Here is a 17511-nt window from a genome sequence, read left to right as displayed (position 1 = left end):
CGATCAGCTTGACGTTGTAGCCATACACAGCCTTGCCGGGGCTGCCAAAGCGCGAAGCCTGCTTTTCCACGCCGTTGCACAGCGTAAGAATCGGCCAGCCGGTCTCCGTCTGCCAGTAGTTGTCGATGATGGGGCGCCCGATGGCGCTGCTGATCCAGTTGGCGGTGGGCTCGTCGAGCGGCTCGCCCGCCAGCCACAGCGCCTGCAGGCTGCTGAGGTCGTATTTGCGGAGGTACTCGGGATCGTGCTTCTTGAGCACACGGATGGCCGTGGGCGCCGAGAACATGTGGGTGACCTTGTATTTCTCCACCAGGCTCCACCAGCTGCCGGGATCGGGCCGGATCGGCACGCCCTCGTACATGATGGTGGCCATGCCATGGATCAGCGGCGCATAGATGATGTAGCTGTGGCCCACCACCCAGCCGATGTCGCTGGTGCAGAAGAAGGTCTGGCCCGGCTTGGCATCGAAGATGGCCGGCATGCTGGAGGCCAGCGCCACGGTGTAGCCGCCCGTGTCGCGCTGCACGCCCTTGGGCTTGCCCGTGGTGCCGCTGGTGTAGAGCGTGTAGCTGGGGTGGGTGGCATCCACCCATTCGCAGGGCACCTGCGCATCCATGTGCTGCGCGCGCAGCTCGGTCCACAGGTGGTCACGCCCTGCCACCAGGTTCATCGGCACCAGGCCGCGATCGACCAGCAACACCGCCTGCGGCTTGTGGCTGGCCAGGCTCAGGGCTTCGTCGAGCAGCGGCTTGTACGGTACGGCGCGGCCTGCGCGCGATCCGGCATCGGCGCTCACGATGACCGTGGGTTGCGCGTCGTCAATCCGGGTGGCAAGCGAGCCGGAGGCAAATCCGCCAAACACTACCGAATGGATCGCGCCAATGCGCACGCTGGCGAGCATGGCAATCGCGGCCTCGGCAATCATGGGCATGTAGATCTGCACCCGGTCGCCCTTTTTCACCCCCAGGGCCTGCAGCGCCGCTGCCATGCGCTGCACTTCGGCATGCAGTTGGGCATAGGTGTAGGTGCGTTCGGTATTGGTTTCGGTCGATACCGCAATCAATGCAGGCTGGTCGCCACGGGCGGCCACATGGCGGTCGATCGCGTTGTGGCAGAGGTTGGTCTGCCCGCCGGCAAACCAGCGCGCAAAAGGCGGGTTGCTGTAGTCGCAGATCTGCGCAGGGGGCACTTTCCAGTCGATCAGCTGCGCTTGCGCAGCCCAGAATACGTCGCGGTCTTCGATGGACTGGCGGTGGAACTCGGCAAAACTCGTCATGGGGGCTGTCTCCAAACTTTGTTATGCACGCATTATTTCCCTCTGCCTTGCATTGTGCTGACAAATCCGCGTTACGGGGTCGCACAGATGCGGGTGGCAAGTACCCCAAAGCTGTGGTTTTCCCGCATACGCTGCGGCTCTGCCCCTGTCAAAGGGGCCGGTGAACCGCCGATACAGCCCTGTTTTGGCAAAAGCAGAAGCGCCAATCGCGCACAATTGTTGCCACGGCGCCCTGCTCCTGGAACGTGTTTACGATTTCTACGCAGCTTTTGCCGGATGACGAAGGATTTCACATGCTCAACGGCCTGTGGCTCGGTTTTTTTGTGGTGGCGGCGGTGGCCGCGCTGGCGCAGTGGCTGGTGGGAGGCAACAGCCAGATCTTTGCCGACATGGTGCAGGCGCTGTTTGGCATGGCCAAGCTGTCGGTCGAGGTGATGGTGCTGCTGTTTGGCACCCTCACCCTGTGGCTGGGGTTTTTGAAGATTGCCGAAAAGGCGGGCCTCGTCGACCTGCTGGCGCGCTGGCTGGCGCCCCTGTTTGCCCGGCTGATGCCCGAGGTGCCGCGCGGCCACCCTGCGCTGGGCCTGATGACGCTGAACTTCGCCGCCAACGCGCTGGGGCTGGACAATGCGGCCACGCCCATCGGCCTCAAGGCCATGCGAGCGCTGCAGGACATCAATCCCTCTGCCACCTCGGCAAGCAACGCGCAGATCCTGTTTCTAGTGTTGAACGCCTCGTCGCTGACCTTGCTGCCGGTCACGATCTTCATGTATCGGCTCCAGCAAGGCGCTGCCGATCCCACCCTGGTGTTTCTGCCCATCCTGCTGGCCACCTCGGCATCGACGCTGGTGGGCTTGCTCAGCGTTGCCGTGGTGCAGCGCTTGCCGCTGTGGCATCCGGTGGTGCTGGCATATCTGCTGCCGGTGGCGCTGCTGCTGGCGGCGTTCATGGCCTTTCTTGCCACCCTGACCGCCACCGCCCTGTCCCAGGTCTCGTCGCTGCTGGGCAACATCACTCTCTTCTCACTGGTGGTGCTGTTTGTCGTGGTGGGGGCGCTGCGCAAAGTGCCGGTGTACGAGGCTTTCGTGGAAGGCGCCAAGGAAGGCTTTGATGTGGCCAAGGGCCTGCTGCCCTATCTGGTGGCCATGCTGTGCGCCGTGGGCCTTTTTCGCGCCTCGGGCGCGCTGGATTATGTGCTGGAAGGCATCCGCTGGCTGGTGAGCCAGACGGGCATGGACACCCGCTTTGTCGACGCGCTGCCGACCGCCCTGGTCAAGCCGTTCTCCGGCAGCGCAGCGCGGGCCATGCTGATCGAGACGATGCAGAGCCAGGGCGTGGACAGTTTCCCGGCCCTGGTGGCTGCCACCATCCAGGGCAGCACCGAGACCACGTTCTACGTGCTGGCGGTGTACTTCGGCGCCGTGGGCATCCAGCGCGCCCGCCACGCCGTGCCCTGCGCGTTGCTGGCAGAGCTGGCAGGGGTGGTGGCCGCCATCGCCGTGTGCTACCAGTTCTTTGGATGAGTTCGCCATCCGCCCAGTAGAGAACCATGCGGAAAGGCACGCGGAGAGGCGGGCAAACATGCAGGCCGCTCGTGCCGCGCGTGGTGGGCAAGCCACGGCTTTTGCGTTACTTTTCCCGAAAATTCATGCTATTTGCATGTTTATTGACATCCATTGTTGACATTTTGCTCGGCACATGGATATCAAATAAAAGTAAAATCTATATCAATCTCTATTGCATTGATCAATAGAGGTAAACCCCAATCATCTCTGGTGAGCGGGACACACCCAGGCAAGCCTGCTGCGCAGGCAGTACCCACGACAAGCGCCATTGCCTGTCGCATGCCCGGCAATCGCCGCGCCCCGAGGGCCCGCCACCCTTCAATCCGATTCACTTTGGGCACCCCGCCATAGGCAGGGTGCTGCGCCGCTTTTCTTGCGCGGCGCGTCCCCTTTTTTTAAACAGGAGAAGCCCCGCATTGTTCTGGCTGGACATTTTCACGACCTATCTGTACGGGCTCAAGACCATTGCGGTGGCTGTTGCCGTCGTCATCTTCATCAGCAGCCTCGACGACCTCTTCATCGACCTGGTCTACTGGTGCCGCCGGATCTGGCGCCGCTGTTTTGTCTACACCCGCCACCGGCCCATGGGCCCCGACGCGCTCATGGCCCAGGAGGAGCAACCCCTGGCCATCATGGTGCCCGCCTGGCAGGAGCACGGGGTGGTTGGCGCGATGGCGCAGCTTGCGGCCACGACACTCGACTACGAGAACTACCATATCTTCATTGGCACCTACCCCAATGATCCGCAGACGCAGGCCGAGGTGGAACAGGTGCGCGCGCGTTTCCCCAACATGCATTCGGTAGTCTGCGCGCGGCCGGGCCCCACCAGCAAGGCCGATTGCCTCAACAATGTGCTCGAAGCCATCTGGCAGTTCGAGCAGCGCTCGGGCATGGCGTTTGCGGGCTTCATCCTGCATGATGCCGAAGATGTGCTCTCCCCGCTGGAGCTGCGGCTCTTCAATCACCTGGTGGGCCGCAAGGACCTGATCCAGCTGCCGGTGTATCCCCTGGAGCGCCCATTGTTCGATCTGACGGGCGGCCACTACCTGGACGAATTTGCCGAGATGCACGCCAAGGATGTCGTGGTACGTGAGGCACTCGTCGGTCAGGTGCCCAGCGCCGGGGTTGGAACCTGCTTCAGCCGCCGCGCCATCGCCGCGCTGCGCGAGCAAGGCAACGGCATGGCCTTCGACACGCAGAGTCTGACGGAGGACTACAACATCGGCTTTCGCCTCAAGCAGCTGGGGATGAAGGAGGCGTTCGTGCGTTTTCCCGATTTCACCCCCGGCAACCAGCCCGGGCATCCACAAGCGCTGCGCCACTGGGGTCGCAGCGCGCGGCAGGCCAGCATGGTGGCGGTGCGCGAGTTCTTCCCCAACACGGTGGGCGCTGCAGTCCGGCAGAAATCGCGCTGGATCACCGGCATCGTCATCCAGGGCTACCGCACCCTGGGCTGGACGCCGGGCGCGGCCATGAACTACTTTCTGTGGCGCGACCGCAAGGGCGTCATCACCAATTTCGCCAGTTTTCTGGGCAGCCTGCTGGCAGTGCAACTGCTGGCCATCTGGGCCTACCAGCAACTGGTGCCCGACAGCTACCGCTTTCTGTCGATCTTCCAGGGCGAACGCTGGTTTTCGCTGCTGCTGGCCGCCAACTTCGTGCTCATGCTCAACCGGGTGGTGCAGCGCATGTACTTCGTGACGGCGAACTATGGCCTCGCCCAGGGGCTGATGGCCGTGCCGCGCCTGCTGTGGGGCAATCTGGTGAACTTTCTGGCCAACTGGCGGGCTGTGGCCCAGGCGCTGAAGGCGCAGGACATCCGCCGCATGGCCTGGGCCAAGACCGACCACGATTTTCCGTCGCTCGGCGATGCGGCCCGCCCGCAGCAGGCGCTCGAGCAGGTGCTGCTCGAGCAGCGCGCCCTGACACCCGAGCGACTGCAGCACGCCCAGCGATACCCGATGCGCGGGCTTTCGCTGGGGCAGGCGCTGGTGCACCGCGGCGAAATCTCGGGCTTGCAGCTGGCAGCGGCCATTGCCGCGCAGCACCGGCTGGACAGCGAATCGCTGCAGGGCAAGCCCGCCTCGGGGGAAATGGCCACCCGGGTGCCTTGCGCCATTGCGCTGCACTACCGCGTGCTGCCGCTGCGCGAGGAAGGCGATGTACTCGTGGTGGCCTGCGAGACACCACTCGACCCCGTCTCCTTCGCAGCCTTGCAGCGCAAGCTGCGCCGCCCCGTGCGCTGTGTGGTCGCGCCCACTGGCGAGGTGACCGTGGAACTGCGGCGCCTGTACGACCCCGAGGAGACCGAGCCCGCACACGAGCTACTGGCGCAGGCCGTGCACCAGCGGCATCTGACGGCAACCCAGGCCAGGAGCCTCTGGCTGCGCTATGTCTCCCGCCAGGTACAGCTGAGTGATGTGCTGCTCGCGCTGGGCGCGATCGATCCTGCCGTATTGGCCACCGTGCTGCTGCGCCAGGAGCGCGCAGGCATAGGCCTGGGCGAGCTGCTGGTGCAGCAAGGGGTGATTGCGACTGAAACCCTGAGCGAGGCACGGCGCGTGCAGCGGGGGCTGCAACCAACGATGGCGCAGCTGCTGTATGGCGCCCGCACGGTCTCCCACGCCCCACTCCTTCTTGCGCATGATCAATAAGGCCAACGCCATGACTTTCATACCACGCCTGTGCGCGCTGGCCCTGGCCTGCGCAGCTGCTGCCAGCGCGGCACACACCCTCGACCTGGGGCCCGGAGTCAGCGAGCGCCGCCGCTTCCAGATCTACCCGCATCTGGACAAGGCCTTTGAGGCCCTGCAGCGCGGGGACGGCCGCCGCGCCATCGCGGAACTCGAACGTGCGCAGCGGCTGGCGCCCGGCAACGCTGCCATCGCCCTGCAACTGGCAGACGCACACCGCCGCCTGCAGCAACAGCAGGACGCCCGCGCAGCCGTTGCTGCAGCCCCGGTCATCACCGTGCAATCGCCACCAAAGCGGTCTGCGCCGGTTAATACCGACGCTCCGCGCGCACCCCGCCCTGCCACCCCGCGTGCGCGCTCGCAGCGCGCGCCAACGGTGCTGCAGACCGCGACCGCCCCGGCACCGGCACCCGCGCCTGTTTCGATCGCTCCGGCATCGGTCCCGTCTTCTTCGTCAGAGCCCCAGCCCGGGCTTGCGACCCTTGCGTCGCAACCCCCGGCCGACGCACCGACGCCTGCTGCGCCACCTCCCGTCGCACCCGAGCATGCCGCCTATCTGCTTGCACAGCAGGCTTACGACGCGTATGCAGCGGGCCGCTACGCGCAGGCCGCAGAAGAGGCGCGCGAGGCCCTGCTGCGAAACCCCCACCACACCGGCTACGCCATGCTGCGCCTGCAGGCACTCGCGGCAGACGGGCAGCATGGACTGGCGTTGCAGGAGGCCGATGCAGCGCTGCAGGCCCACCCCGCCGACGCCGAACTGCTGGCCCAACGCAGCCGGCTGCACCAGGCGCTGGGCCAGGGGCCGCAAGCGGTGGCAGACGCACAGGCTGCCCTCACCAGCCTGGAGGCCGAGGGCATTGCACAGACCAGCGCGGATGCCAATCTGGCCTATCTTGCCGTCGTTGGGGGCGAGGATCGCACGGCCCTGGGCATCTTTGACCGGGCCCGCCAATCCGGCCGGCTGCCCGCCACCGCACTGCGCGATGGCGCCTACACGGCCAGCCGCCTGGGTGAGAATGACGCCTCCGTCGGCTACTTCAAAGAGGCAATCGACGCGCATGCGGCTGGCAGCCTGGCCCTGTCGCCCCAGCAGCACTATGAAACCCGGCGCGAGGTGGAAACCCGCACCCGCACCTGGGGCGTGAATGCGCTTCTGGGTTACCGTGGCATATCGCCCGGCGTGGCGGCAGCGCAGACCCGGCCCTACGGAGACACCACGCAGATCGTCGCCGAAGGCTACTTGCGGCCTTCGGGCTACGGAGACGGGCGCTTTTGGGAGATGTACGGAGGTCTAGCGCAGTCACTCTACAGCCGCAATGGCGATGCCACGGGCTCGGATACCACGCAGGCCTCGCTGGGGATCCGCGTCAAGCCGCTGCGCAGCCAGAATCTGGTGGTATCGGCAGAGCGGCGCATCCGCGTGGGTTCGCTGTCATCCAATGACTGGCTACTGCGCCTGGGCTACTCCGGCGGCGTGGGCACCGATCTGCGCGAGGATGCTGGCGACTGGACGACGCTGAACGTCTACGCCGAAGCGGGCCACTTCTTCCGCCAGAAGCAGACCTATGGCACGGTAGAGGGGCAAGCCGGGCGGAGCTTTCGCGTGGGCGATGCCCATTCGCGCCTGGTGCTGTTTCCGCATGCGGTGCTGGGCTGGGATTACAACTCGCAGCCCACGTCGTCCGGCCAGCGCAGTTCTTCAGGTGCGGGTCTGGGCGTCGGCATGCGCTACTGGTTCCGTGAGGACGCCTATAACGCACCACGTTCCTATCTGGATCTGTCCGTGCAGTACCGCGCCCGCCTGGCCGGGGACGAACGCGGCAAGGGCTGGTTCGTGCGCGCCGCCCTGCACTATTGACCGCAGCCGGAAAATGCATGGCAGTGGGCGCTGTGCGGGCACAGGATTCAGATGTTTTTACAATGAAATCCTTACCTCATATGCGCCATTTGCTATATTTTTTGATAGCAATACAGAGGCCTACGCGTCCGGCACGATGGCGTCGGCGTAGTCGTAGAGCAGGCCCAGCAGTTCCTCGGCGCGCTCATCTGCGGTTTCCGACAGCTGGTCGATTTCGGCAAACATCTGCTCGGCCGTGCGGGCACCGCCCTCGCCTTGCAGCAGGAAGGCTGCCCGCAAGGCTTGCCAGCGCGCCTGCTCGGTGGCGCTGAGAGAATCCGGAAAATTGCGTGCCCGGTAGCGAAACAGCAGCTCCTGCAGCCGCTCGTCGTCAAACCCGGGCCTGGCTACCGCCAGCTCCTGCGGGTGCATGGCGGTGAGCTGGTTCAGGCGCCTGCGGTCGGCCTGGCCGATGAAGCCGCCGTACAGGTCCTGGTCCACATCCACATCCTGCAAGGCCGGGCGCTGGAACACGGCGGCCCAGGTGGCGCTCATATCCGGCAGATCGCGGGCAACGGCGGCGTATTGCAGGGCGCGTTCCATGTCGATGTGCCAGCGCGCGGCCTGCTCGGCGCTCAGGGTGCGCAGGCTGCTGACGACCATGGGCGATTTGTTCAGGTGCACGGTCTTGATCGGCAGGCGCTCCACGCCTTCGGGCAGGTCGGCGCTGGCAGTGAACATGCGCAGGCGGATGTCTTCTACCGAAAGATCGGCAAGCTGGGCCGGGTCCTGCGCCAGATCCCAGGCAATCACCTCGTTCTTGTTGGTGGGGTGCTGGGCGAGCGGCCACATGACGGCAATGCAGCCGCGCTCCACGCCGAACATGCCCGAGATGTGCAGAAATGGCCGCGCGTGGGCAGCCGTGGCGGGCAGAGCCAGCTCCTGCATCACGCGGTCCTTCTTGTGCAGGCCCAGCGCAAAGTCGAACAGGCGCGGCTGCAGCTGCTTGATGAGCCGCGCGAGCCCAATGGTGGCGCGCACATCGCTGAGCGCATCATGGGCCGATTCATGCAGGATGCCGTTGGCACGGGCCAGGTCTTCGAGCTTGAAACTGACCGAGCCGTCTTCCTTCTTGGGCCAGGTGATGCCGTCGGGCCGCAGCGCATAGACCATGCGCACGACATCAAGCAGGTCCCAGCGGCCGCAACCGTTCTGCCATTCGCGCGCGTAGGGGTCGCGCAGATTGCGCCACAGCATGTAGCGCGTCACCTCGTCGTCAAAACGGATGGTGTTGTAGCCCACGCCAATGGTGCCGGGGCGGCCCAGCTCGGCCTCCACCACGTCGGCAAACTCGTGCTCGGGCACGCCCTGCTCCAGGCACTGCTGCGGGGTGATTCCGGTGATCAGGCAGGCCTGGGGGCTGGGCAGGTAATCGGGCGCGGGCTGGCAGAACAGCATGACGGGCTCGCCCACCTCGTTCAGATCCATGTCGGTGCGGATGCCGGCAAACTGGGATGGACGGTCGCGGCGCGGCACGGCGCCGAAGGTTTCGTAGTCGTGCCAGAAGAAGGTGGCCTGTGCGGGCTGTGGTGTCTGCATGGCCGCTAGTATGCCTGCTCTGGCTCCCGGGCTAGGCTAACCTAGAGCAAAGGCGAGAACAGACGCGCGACCGAATCACCCAGGCGTGGCAGAAAAGCCTGCTTGCGGTCCACCTCCACCAGCCGCGATCTGCTGATGTCCGCCATGAACTGCTCTTGGAGCCTGCTGTTGAGCGCGGGGCCGTAGCCGATGGCGCAGACCTCGTAGTTCAGGCGAAAGCTCCGGTTGTCGAAATTGGCAGTGCCAATGATGGCCACGTTGTCGTCCACCACCAGGGTTTTGGAATGCAGCATGCGTGCTTGGTATTCGTACACCTTGACGCCGGCATGGATCAGTTCGTCGAAATAGGAGCGCGCGGCAGCCGTCACCACCAGCGAATCCGACTTTTCAGGGACCAGAAGGCGCACATCGAGCCCGCGCAGGGCCGCACTCGTGAGCGCGTACATGGCCGCTTCCGTGGGCACAAAGTATGGCGTGGTCAACCACACCCGCTCGCGCGCCGACTGGACGGCAAACACATGGGCGCGGTGGATGGGCTCGCCGGGGTTATCCGGCCCCGAGGTCACCAACTGCATCGGGTGGGTGCCATCGGGCAGGTCGGGCAGCAGGGCATCGAGGTCTTCGGGGATGTCCTTGTCGGTTTTCTGCAGCGCGTACGCCCAGTCTTCGAGGAACGTGGTCTGCAGCCAGGTGACGATGGGCCCCACCATGCGCAGGTGTACGTCGTGGTAGGCATTGGGGTTGACGCGCCGGTCTTCCTCGTCGGTGATGTTGACGCCGCCGGTAAAGCCGATCCGGCCGTCCACCACCACAATCTTGCGGTGGGTGCGGAAATTGATCACCGGGCGCAGGCGCCGGCCGATCTTGGTGGGGTGGAACACGGCAAACTCGCCCCCCACGTCCAGAAGCGGCTGGATGAACTTTCTGTTCACCCGCTTGGCGCCGAGCGCATCCACCAGCAGGCGCACCTGCACGCCCGCACGGGCACGCTCGACGAGCGCATCGCGCAGGCGCGTGCCGGTCTGGTCGGGCTCGTAGATGTAGTATTCGAGGTGCACATGGTGCTGCGCCCGCGAGACATCCTCCAGAATCTGGTCGAAGGTGGCGGCACCGCCGCTCAGCAGCTGCACGCTTTCGGCGGTAGAGATGGGAAAGCCGCTGGTCTCGTCCACCAGCTTGACCAGTTCGCGCATGTGGGATGCCAGTTGCGGCTGCGCATCGCGGATGCGGCGCGCCGTCTCCCGCACGCGGCTCTTGTTGCGGGCGCGCAGGCGCTTGATGCGCTGGCGCTTCAAGCGCTGCGGGCCGATGAAGTAGTACACGATCAGCCCCACCACCGGCAGCGCCCCCATGGACAGCAGCCAGCCCAGGGTGGCGACCGGCGCGCGGCGCTGCATCAGAATCCAGATGGCAACCACGAACAGGTAGATGGGCCATACCACGGACAAAACCACCTTGATGTTCTCCTTGGTCAGGAGCTGCGTCATCCAATCCACCGGCAAAATCTCCTATCTATGGTGCCCCGGGCAAGTGTAGCCGCTCTCCATGTGATTGCCGTGTCTTGCACCAACACCCGAAAGCGCGCGCTCCCCGGGGCGAAAAAAAGCCGCACACCCGGGGGCATGCGGCTTTTGGCGGGGGCGCCAGGGCATCAGTCGGCGGCGATCTCTTCTTCAGGCTCGCCAGGGGCCTGCTTGGCCCGCTCCTTCTTCGGCGCAGGCTGGATGTCCAGCTTGACCTCGGGCTTGTCAGCGTCGCTGTCGTCCCAGTCCACCGTCAGGCGGCCACCATCGACCAGCTTGCCAAACAGCAGTTCGTCGGCCAGCGAGCGGCGGATCGTGTCCTGGATCAGGCGCTGCATCGGGCGCGCGCCCATCAGCGGATCGAAGCCTGCCTTGGCCAGGTGCTTGCGCAGCTTGTCGGTGAAGGTGACTTCCACCTTCTTCTCGGCCAGCTGCTGCTCCAGTTGCAGCAGGAACTTGTCGACCACGCGCAGGATGATCTGCTCATCGAGCGGCCTGAAGCTGACGATGGCGTCGAGCCGGTTGCGGAACTCGGGCGTGAACAGGCGCTTGATGTCGCCCATCTCGTCACCGGCCGCACGCGGATTGGTGAAGCCGATGACCGCCTTGTTCATGGTTTCGGCACCCGCATTCGTCGTCATGATGATGATGACGTTGCGGAAGTCGGCCTTGCGTCCGTTGTTGTCCGTCAAGGTGCCATGGTCCATCACCTGCAGCAGCACGTTGAAGATGTCCGGGTGCGCCTTCTCGATTTCGTCAAGCAGCAGCACCGCGTGCGGTTTCTTCGTGACGGCCTCGGTCAGCAGCCCGCCCTGGTCGAACCCGACATAGCCCGGAGGCGCGCCGATGAGGCGGCTGACCGCATGGCGCTCCATGTACTCCGACATGTCAAAGCGGATCAGGTCGATGCCCAGGATGTAGGCCAGCTGCTTGGCAGCCTCGGTCTTGCCGACGCCCGTGGGGCCGCTGAACAGGAACGAGCCGATGGGCTTGTCCACCTTGCCCAGGCCCGAGCGCGACATCTTGACCGCAGACGCCAGCACTTCCAGTGCCTTGTCCTGGCCAAAGACCACGCTCTTGAGGTCACGCTCCAGCGTCTGCAGCTTGCTGCGGTCGTCATTGCTGACGTTGGCAGGCGGGATGCGGGCGATCTTGGCGACGATTTCCTCGATCTCGGCCTTGCCAATGGTCTTCTTGCGCTTGGAAGGCGCCAGGATGCGCTGCGCGGCTCCGGCCTCGTCAATCACATCGATGGCCTTGTCGGGCAGATGGCGGTCATTGATGAACTTGGCAGACAGCTCCGCCGCCGCCTGCAGTGCCGCCAGGGCGTACTTGACGCTGTGGTGCTCTTCAAAGCGGGTTTTCAGGCCCTTGAGGATATCAATGGTTTCGGGCACGGTAGGCTCGACCACATCGACCTTCTGGAAACGGCGCGAGAGTGCCGCATCCTTTTCGAAGATGCCACGGTACTCGGTGAACGTCGTTGCGCCAATGCACTTGAGCTGGCCGCTCGAGAGCGCGGGCTTGAGCAGGTTGGACGCATCCAGCGTGCCGCCCGATGCCGCACCGGCGCCGATCAACGTATGGATTTCATCGATGAACAGGATGGCGTTGGGCTTGTCCTTCAGTGCCTTGAGCACGCCCTTGAGGCGCTGCTCGAAATCACCGCGGTACTTGGTGCCTGCAAGCAGCGCGCCCATGTCCAGCGAGTACACCACGGCCTCGGCCAGCACCTCGGGCACATCGTTTTCGGTGATGCGCCACGCCAGGCCCTCGGCAATCGCGGTTTTGCCCACGCCGGCCTCACCCACCAGCAGCGGGTTGTTCTTGCGGCGGCGGCACAGGATCTGGATCGTGCGCTCGACCTCGTACTGGCGGCCGATCAGCGGATCGATCTTGCCGTCCTTGGCCTGCTGGTTCAGGTTGACGGTGAACTGCTCCAGCGGCGATGCCTTTTCGGCACGCTCGCCCCCGCCGCTGCTCGCCTCTTCGGCGTCCGAGCCCGATTCGGGCTTGGGTTGCTCGGGAGCGTCGTTCTTCTTGATGCCGTGGGCGATGTAGTTGACCACGTCCAGGCGCGTCACACCCTGCTGGTGCAGGTAGTACACGGCATGCGAATCCTTTTCGCCGAAGATGGCCACCAGCACGTTGGCGCCGGTCACTTCCTTCTTGCCATTGCCGGTGCTCTGCACATGCATGATGGCGCGCTGGATCACGCGCTGGAAGCCCAGTGTGGGCTGGGTGTCGACTTCGTCCTCGCCCGCCACCTGGGGAGCGTTGTCCTTGATGAAATTGGTCAGCGACGCGCGCAGATCGTCGATATTGGCCGAGCACGCGCGCAGCACCTCAGAAGCACTCGGGTTGTCCAGCAAGGCCAGCAGCAGGTGCTCCACGGTGATGAATTCGTGGCGCTGCTGCCTGGCTTCTACAAAAGCCATGTGCAAGCTGACTTCCAGTTCCTGAGCAATCATTTGAAACTCCTTATTTGCTTGCCAAATACACTCAACTTGCTTCTAGATGAGGATCCAATTGCGTTATTCAACAGGCTCGGTGACGGCCTGCAGCGGATGCCCTGCGCCATGCGCTGCATCCATCACCAGTGCAACCTTGGTCTCGGCTATTTCATGGGAATACACGCCGCACACTCCTTTTCCGTCCAGGTGAATCTTGAGCATGATCTGGGTGGCAGCCTCGCGGCTCTTGCCAAAGAAGTGCTGCAACACCTCGATCACGAATTCCATGGGGGTGAAATCGTCATTGAGCATGACGACCTGGTACATCTTGGGGGGCTCCACCCGCTGCGTGGTGCGCTCGACCACCAGCGCGCCACCGTCATCCGGTGTTTTGGGCGTAGCGGGCAGGCTCGGCGTAGGGGGAACAACAGGTTTCGTGGCCATCGAGATCATTCTATAAGGCTAAATTTCCACATCGGCAAAGATGGTGATGGTTTTGTGAACTTCAATCCCGGGCTCCGAGCCCGGTACTTAGAACGTGTTTACGATCTCCTCGCGCCGCGCCAGTGGCTTTGCGGGGCGCCCGGCTAGGGATGGGATGCGAGGCGCAACACCGCAGCAATAGCCCCGCTATTGCGAGGATTTGCAACAACGCAGACCGCCCACAAAGCCTCTGTCCCTACGGGTTGGAGTGAAATCGGGCGATTTCTTCGCGCTGGCCCTTGCTTGCACCTCGGTGCAAGCTGCGGCCCAGCACTTCGAATTCATCCCGATTGCACTCCAACGCGGCTGCGTAGAGATCGTAACCACGTTCTTACGCATCACCGGTACTATGCTTGTCAGGCCAGGCTTTCGTAAACAATCCTGATGGCTTCGTGGCCCGCCTCCTGCGACCACGCGGCCATGGCCTGGTCACTGGGGAAGAAGCGCGCCGCATCGCCCAGATTGAGCTCCACGCCCGCCTTGGTGCCTTCCAGCTCGCAGACCACACCCAGCCGGATTTTGAGGCCATGGCGCAGCACGCCCTCATCGGTATGCTCCTCGACTGCGGGAAACTCCTGAATCAAACGCGCAACATCGGGCTGGTGGCGATCGGTGTTGACGAGCAGATAGCGGCCAAAGCGCGCCCGCGCGTCGGCCAGGCTCCAGATGTGCTGTGCCTTGGCGCGCAGCCCGCCGCTGAAGTGGTCCAGCCCTACCCGGCCATTGAGGATGATGAACTCGTCGTCCTTGAGCTGCTCCTTGTGGCGCAGCCAGGTGGCCTCGTCCACCGAGGCTTCGATGACGCCCGATTTATCGTCTACGCGAAACAGCACCAGCTTGCCGCGCTGACCGTTGATGATGCGCATATCGCTGACGATGCCCGCCACAGTCTGGGTCTCGCGGCTGTCCTTGAGATTGGCAATCGGCGTGCGCACGAACTGGCGCACTTCCAGCTCCACTTCGTCAAACAGGTGGCCCGAGAGGTAGAAGCCGACGGCGGTCTTCTCCTGCACCAGCCGCTCCTTGATGCCCCAGGGCAGCACATCGGCCAGCGGCGGCTCCTGCGTGCTGGATCCCACGGCGTCATCACCCATCATGTCAAACAGGCCGCCCTGGTTGGCATTGGCATGGGTGGTGGCGGCAAATTCGAAGGCCACGTCGATGGATTCGAGCAGCGCGCGCCGGTTGAGGTTGATGCTGTCGAAGGCGCCGCCCTTGATCAGGGCTTCCACCGTGCGCTTGTTGAGCTTGCTGCGGTCCACGCGCAGGCAGAAGTCGAACAGGCTCTTGAACGGGCCCTTGGTATCGCCCTGGGGGCCGGTACCCACGCCTTCGCGCGCCGCCACAATGGCCTCGATGGCAGCCTGGCCCGTACCCTTGATGGCGCCCAGGCCATAGCGGATCACCTTGTCGGTCACGGGCTCGAAACGGTGTTGGCCTCGGTTCACATCGGGCATCTCGAAGCTCATGCCCATCTTGAGTGCATCTTCGTACAGCACCTTGAGCTTGTCGGTGTTGTCCATTTCCACGGTCATGTTGCCGCAGTAGAACTCTGCCGTGTAGTGCACCTTGAGCCAGCCGGTGTGGTAGGCCAGGAGGGAGTACGCTGCTGCGTGCGACTTGTTGAAGCCGTAGCCGGCGAACTTCTCCATCAGGTCGAACACTTCGTCGGCCTTGGCCTCGTCGATGCCGATCTTGGAGGCCCCTTCGCGGAAGGTCGCGCGGTGCTGCACCATCTCCTCGACCTTTTTCTTGCCCATCGCGCGGCGCAGCAAGTCGGCGCCGCCCAGGCTGTAGCCGCCCAGCACCTGGGCGGTCTGCATCACCTGCTCCTGGTAGACCATGATGCCGTAGGTCTCGGAGAGCACCTTTTCGACCAGCGGGTGCGGGTACTCCACCACTTCCTTGCCGTGCTTTCGGGCCACGAAGCTCGGAATCAGGTCCATCGGGCCAGGGCGGTAGAGTGCATTGAGCGCAATCAAGTCTTCCAGGCGGCTGGGCTTGGCTTCCTTGAGCATCTGCTGCATGCCGCGCGATTCAAACTGGAACACGGCTTCGGTCTTGCCAGCGGAGAACAGCTGGTAGGTTTTGGCGTCGTCGAGCGGAATGTTTTCAAAGGCGAAGTTTTCCTGGCCCTTGTGGCGCTTCATGATGAATTCGCGCGCAATCTCCAGGATGGTGAGTGTGGCCAGGCCCAGAAAGTCGAACTTGACAAGGCCCACCGCCTCCACATCGTCCTTGTCGTACATGGCCACGGCCGACGTGCTGCCCGGCTGCTGATAGAGCGGGCAAAAGTCGGTCAGCTTGCCCGGGGCAATCACCACGCCGCCCGCGTGCATGCCGATGTTGCGGGTCATGCCTTCGAGCTTCTGCGCCATCTCGATCAGGGTCTTGACGTCTTCCTCTTTCTCGATGCGCTCGGCAAGAATGGGCTCTTCCTTGATCGCATAGGTGTATTTGTCGCCTTCCTTGGGCGGGTTGGGCGGGTATTTGAGCGTGACGTGCAGGCCCGGCTTGTTGGGGATGAGCTTGGAGATGCCATCGCAGAAGGTGTAGCTCATGTCCATGACACGCCCCACGTCGCGGATGGCCGCGCGCGCGGCCATGGTGCCGAAGGTGGCGATCTGGCTGACGGCATTGCGGCCGTACAGGTCCTTCACATAGTCGATCACCCGGTCGCGGTTGGCCTGGCAGAAGTCGACGTCGAAGTCGGGCATGGACACGCGCTCCGGGTTCAGGAAGCGCTCGAACAGCAGGTTGTAGTGGATCGGGTCCAGGTCGGTGATCTTGAGCACGTAGGCAACGAGCGAGCCCGCGCCCGAGCCCCGGCCCGGCCCCACCGGGCAGCCATTCTTCTTGGCCCAGTTGATGAAGTCCGCCACGATCAGGAAGTAGCCGGGAAACCCCATCTTCAAAATGATGCCCAGCTCGAACTCCAGCCGCTCCACGTACTTGGGCCGTTCGGCCTCGCGCTTTGTGGCATCCGGAAAGAGGAGTTGGAGGCGATCCTCCAGCCCTTCGAACGACGCCTGCCGGAAATATTCATCAATCGGCATGCCGTTGGGCGTGGGGAAATCGGGCAGAAAGTACTTGCCCAACTGCAGGGTAACGCTGCAGCGGCGGGCAATCTCGGCGGTATTGGCGATGGCGCTGGGCACATCGGCAAACAGCGCCTCCATCTCGGCTGCGGATTTCAGGTACTGGTCCTGCGTGAAGCGCTTGATGCGCTTTTTGTTGCCCAGGGTTTCGCCCTCGGCAATGCACACGCGTGCCTCGTGCGACTCGAAATCCGATCGCTTGCCAAACTGCACCGGGTGGGTGGCGACCACCGGCAGCTTCAGGTTGGCCGCCAGCGCCACGGCGGCGCTCACATGGGTTTCGTCGTCCGAGCGGCCCGCACGCTGCAGTTCGATGTAAAAACGGTGCGGAAACAGGCTCGCCAGGCGCAGTGCGCTGCTGCGCGCCGCCATTTCGTCACCACGCAGCAGGGCCTGCCCCACCGGGCCGGCCTGCGCCCCCGACAGCACGATCAGCCCCTCGGAAAGCTCTTCCAGCCAGGCCCAGGTGCACTGCGGCTGCGCCTTGACGGTATCGGCCATCCATACACGCGCCAGAATCTCCGACAGGTTCAGGTACCCCTGCTGGTTCTGGATCAGCACGATGATGCGCGACAGCGGCCCGCCAGACACCTCGGCCTCCATCACCAACTCGGCCCCCAGCAGCGGCTTAACCCCTGCGCCCCGCCCTGCCTTGTAGAACTTGATGGCGCCAAACAGGCTGTTGAGGTCGGTCAGTGCCATCGCGGGTTGCCCGTCATTGGCGGCGAACTTCACCAGATCCCCAATGCGGTTGGTGCTGTCGATGATCGAGAACTCGGAATGGATGCGAAGGTGTACGAACATATCCCTGCATTGTAGGAAAGCTTGGGCACCCTGCCCGGCAAACCACCCACAACCCGCAGCCGCTGTTACACACGACAACCCCTCGCAACCCTTGCCTGCCCGATTGGCTTGCGCAGCCTATTACAATGCGTCGGATACAGGGCGCGGCAGGTGCCGCCCTGCTGCGCGGGCGGGCGA

General features: G+C 64.1%; 9 protein-coding genes. 3 read left to right on the top strand and 6 right to left on the bottom strand.

What is annotated here, in order from left to right:
• The coding region (locus tag ACH2DG_RS16485) for an AMP-binding protein (RefSeq protein WP_395027492.1) at positions 1–1276 on the bottom strand (1276 nt) is incomplete at its 3' end.
• A gap of 293 nt (positions 1277–1569) precedes the next feature.
• Here ACH2DG_RS16485 and ACH2DG_RS16480 point away from each other — a divergent pair.
• From ACH2DG_RS16480 to ACH2DG_RS16470, 3 genes are all read left to right on the top strand, one after another.
• Positions 1570–2799 carry a nucleoside recognition domain-containing protein gene (locus ACH2DG_RS16480; protein ID WP_224152469.1) on the top strand — a complete coding sequence of 410 codons (1230 nt, stop codon included), beginning with the start codon at positions 1570–1572 and terminating at the stop codon, positions 2797–2799.
• Between the two features lie 458 nt (positions 2800–3257).
• Positions 3258–5495, top strand: a complete 2238-nt coding sequence (locus tag ACH2DG_RS16475) for a glycosyl transferase family protein (protein WP_395027491.1) — start codon at positions 3258–3260, stop codon at positions 5493–5495.
• Positions 5496–5505: 10 nt separating this feature from the next.
• Complete coding sequence (locus tag ACH2DG_RS16470) at positions 5506–7395, top strand: hypothetical protein (RefSeq protein ID WP_395027490.1); 1890 nt, start codon at positions 5506–5508, stop codon at positions 7393–7395.
• A 120-nt stretch (positions 7396–7515) separates the two neighbouring features.
• On the opposite strand, the gene sbcB is transcribed toward ACH2DG_RS16470, so the two are convergent.
• The 5 genes from sbcB to dnaE form a co-directional block, all read right to left on the bottom strand.
• A complete protein-coding gene (sbcB, locus tag ACH2DG_RS16465) occupies positions 7516–8973 on the bottom strand; it encodes an exodeoxyribonuclease I (RefSeq protein WP_395027489.1) in 1458 nt (485 codons plus the stop codon).
• 41 nt (positions 8974–9014) lie between these two features.
• Entirely contained in the window at positions 9015–10469 is a 1455-nt protein-coding gene (gene cls, locus ACH2DG_RS16460) for a cardiolipin synthase (protein WP_395027487.1), read from the bottom strand.
• Between the two features lie 155 nt (positions 10470–10624).
• Positions 10625–12967: an ATP-dependent Clp protease ATP-binding subunit ClpA gene (clpA, locus tag ACH2DG_RS16455; protein ID WP_395027486.1), complete on the bottom strand. Its 2343-nt coding sequence runs from the start codon at positions 12965–12967 to the stop codon at positions 10625–10627.
• A 63-nt stretch (positions 12968–13030) separates the two neighbouring features.
• The gene (gene clpS, locus ACH2DG_RS16450) at positions 13031–13402 is read right to left on the bottom strand and encodes an ATP-dependent Clp protease adapter ClpS (RefSeq protein WP_395027485.1); all 372 of its coding nucleotides are present in this window, start codon (positions 13400–13402) and stop codon (positions 13031–13033) included.
• A gap of 386 nt (positions 13403–13788) precedes the next feature.
• Positions 13789–17334 carry a DNA polymerase III subunit alpha gene (gene dnaE / locus ACH2DG_RS16445; protein WP_395027484.1) on the bottom strand — a complete coding sequence of 1182 codons (3546 nt, stop codon included), beginning with the start codon at positions 17332–17334 and terminating at the stop codon, positions 13789–13791.
• Between the last annotated feature and the right edge of the window lie 177 nt (positions 17335–17511).

The sequence above is a fragment of the Comamonas odontotermitis genome (assembly GCF_040396735.1).
Taxonomy (GTDB): domain Bacteria; phylum Pseudomonadota; class Gammaproteobacteria; order Burkholderiales; family Burkholderiaceae_C; genus Comamonas; species Comamonas odontotermitis_C.
The sequence above is the reverse complement of the archived record's forward strand: the minus strand, read 5'-3'. Positions and strand labels throughout refer to the sequence as shown.

Coding starts and splice junctions, on each gene's coding strand:
- ACH2DG_RS16470 (WP_395027490.1), top strand. CDS start 5,506: ATGACTTTCATACCACGCCTGTGCGCGCTGGCCCTGGCCTGCGCAGCT.
- sbcB (WP_395027489.1), bottom strand. CDS start 8,973: ATGCAGACACCACAGCCCGCACAGGCCACCTTCTTCTGGCACGACTAC.
- ACH2DG_RS16480 (WP_224152469.1), top strand. CDS start 1,570: ATGCTCAACGGCCTGTGGCTCGGTTTTTTTGTGGTGGCGGCGGTGGCC.
- clpA (WP_395027486.1), bottom strand. CDS start 12,967: ATGATTGCTCAGGAACTGGAAGTCAGCTTGCACATGGCTTTTGTAGAA.
- clpS (WP_395027485.1), bottom strand. CDS start 13,402: ATGATCTCGATGGCCACGAAACCTGTTGTTCCCCCTACGCCGAGCCTG.
- dnaE (WP_395027484.1), bottom strand. CDS start 17,334: ATGTTCGTACACCTTCGCATCCATTCCGAGTTCTCGATCATCGACAGC.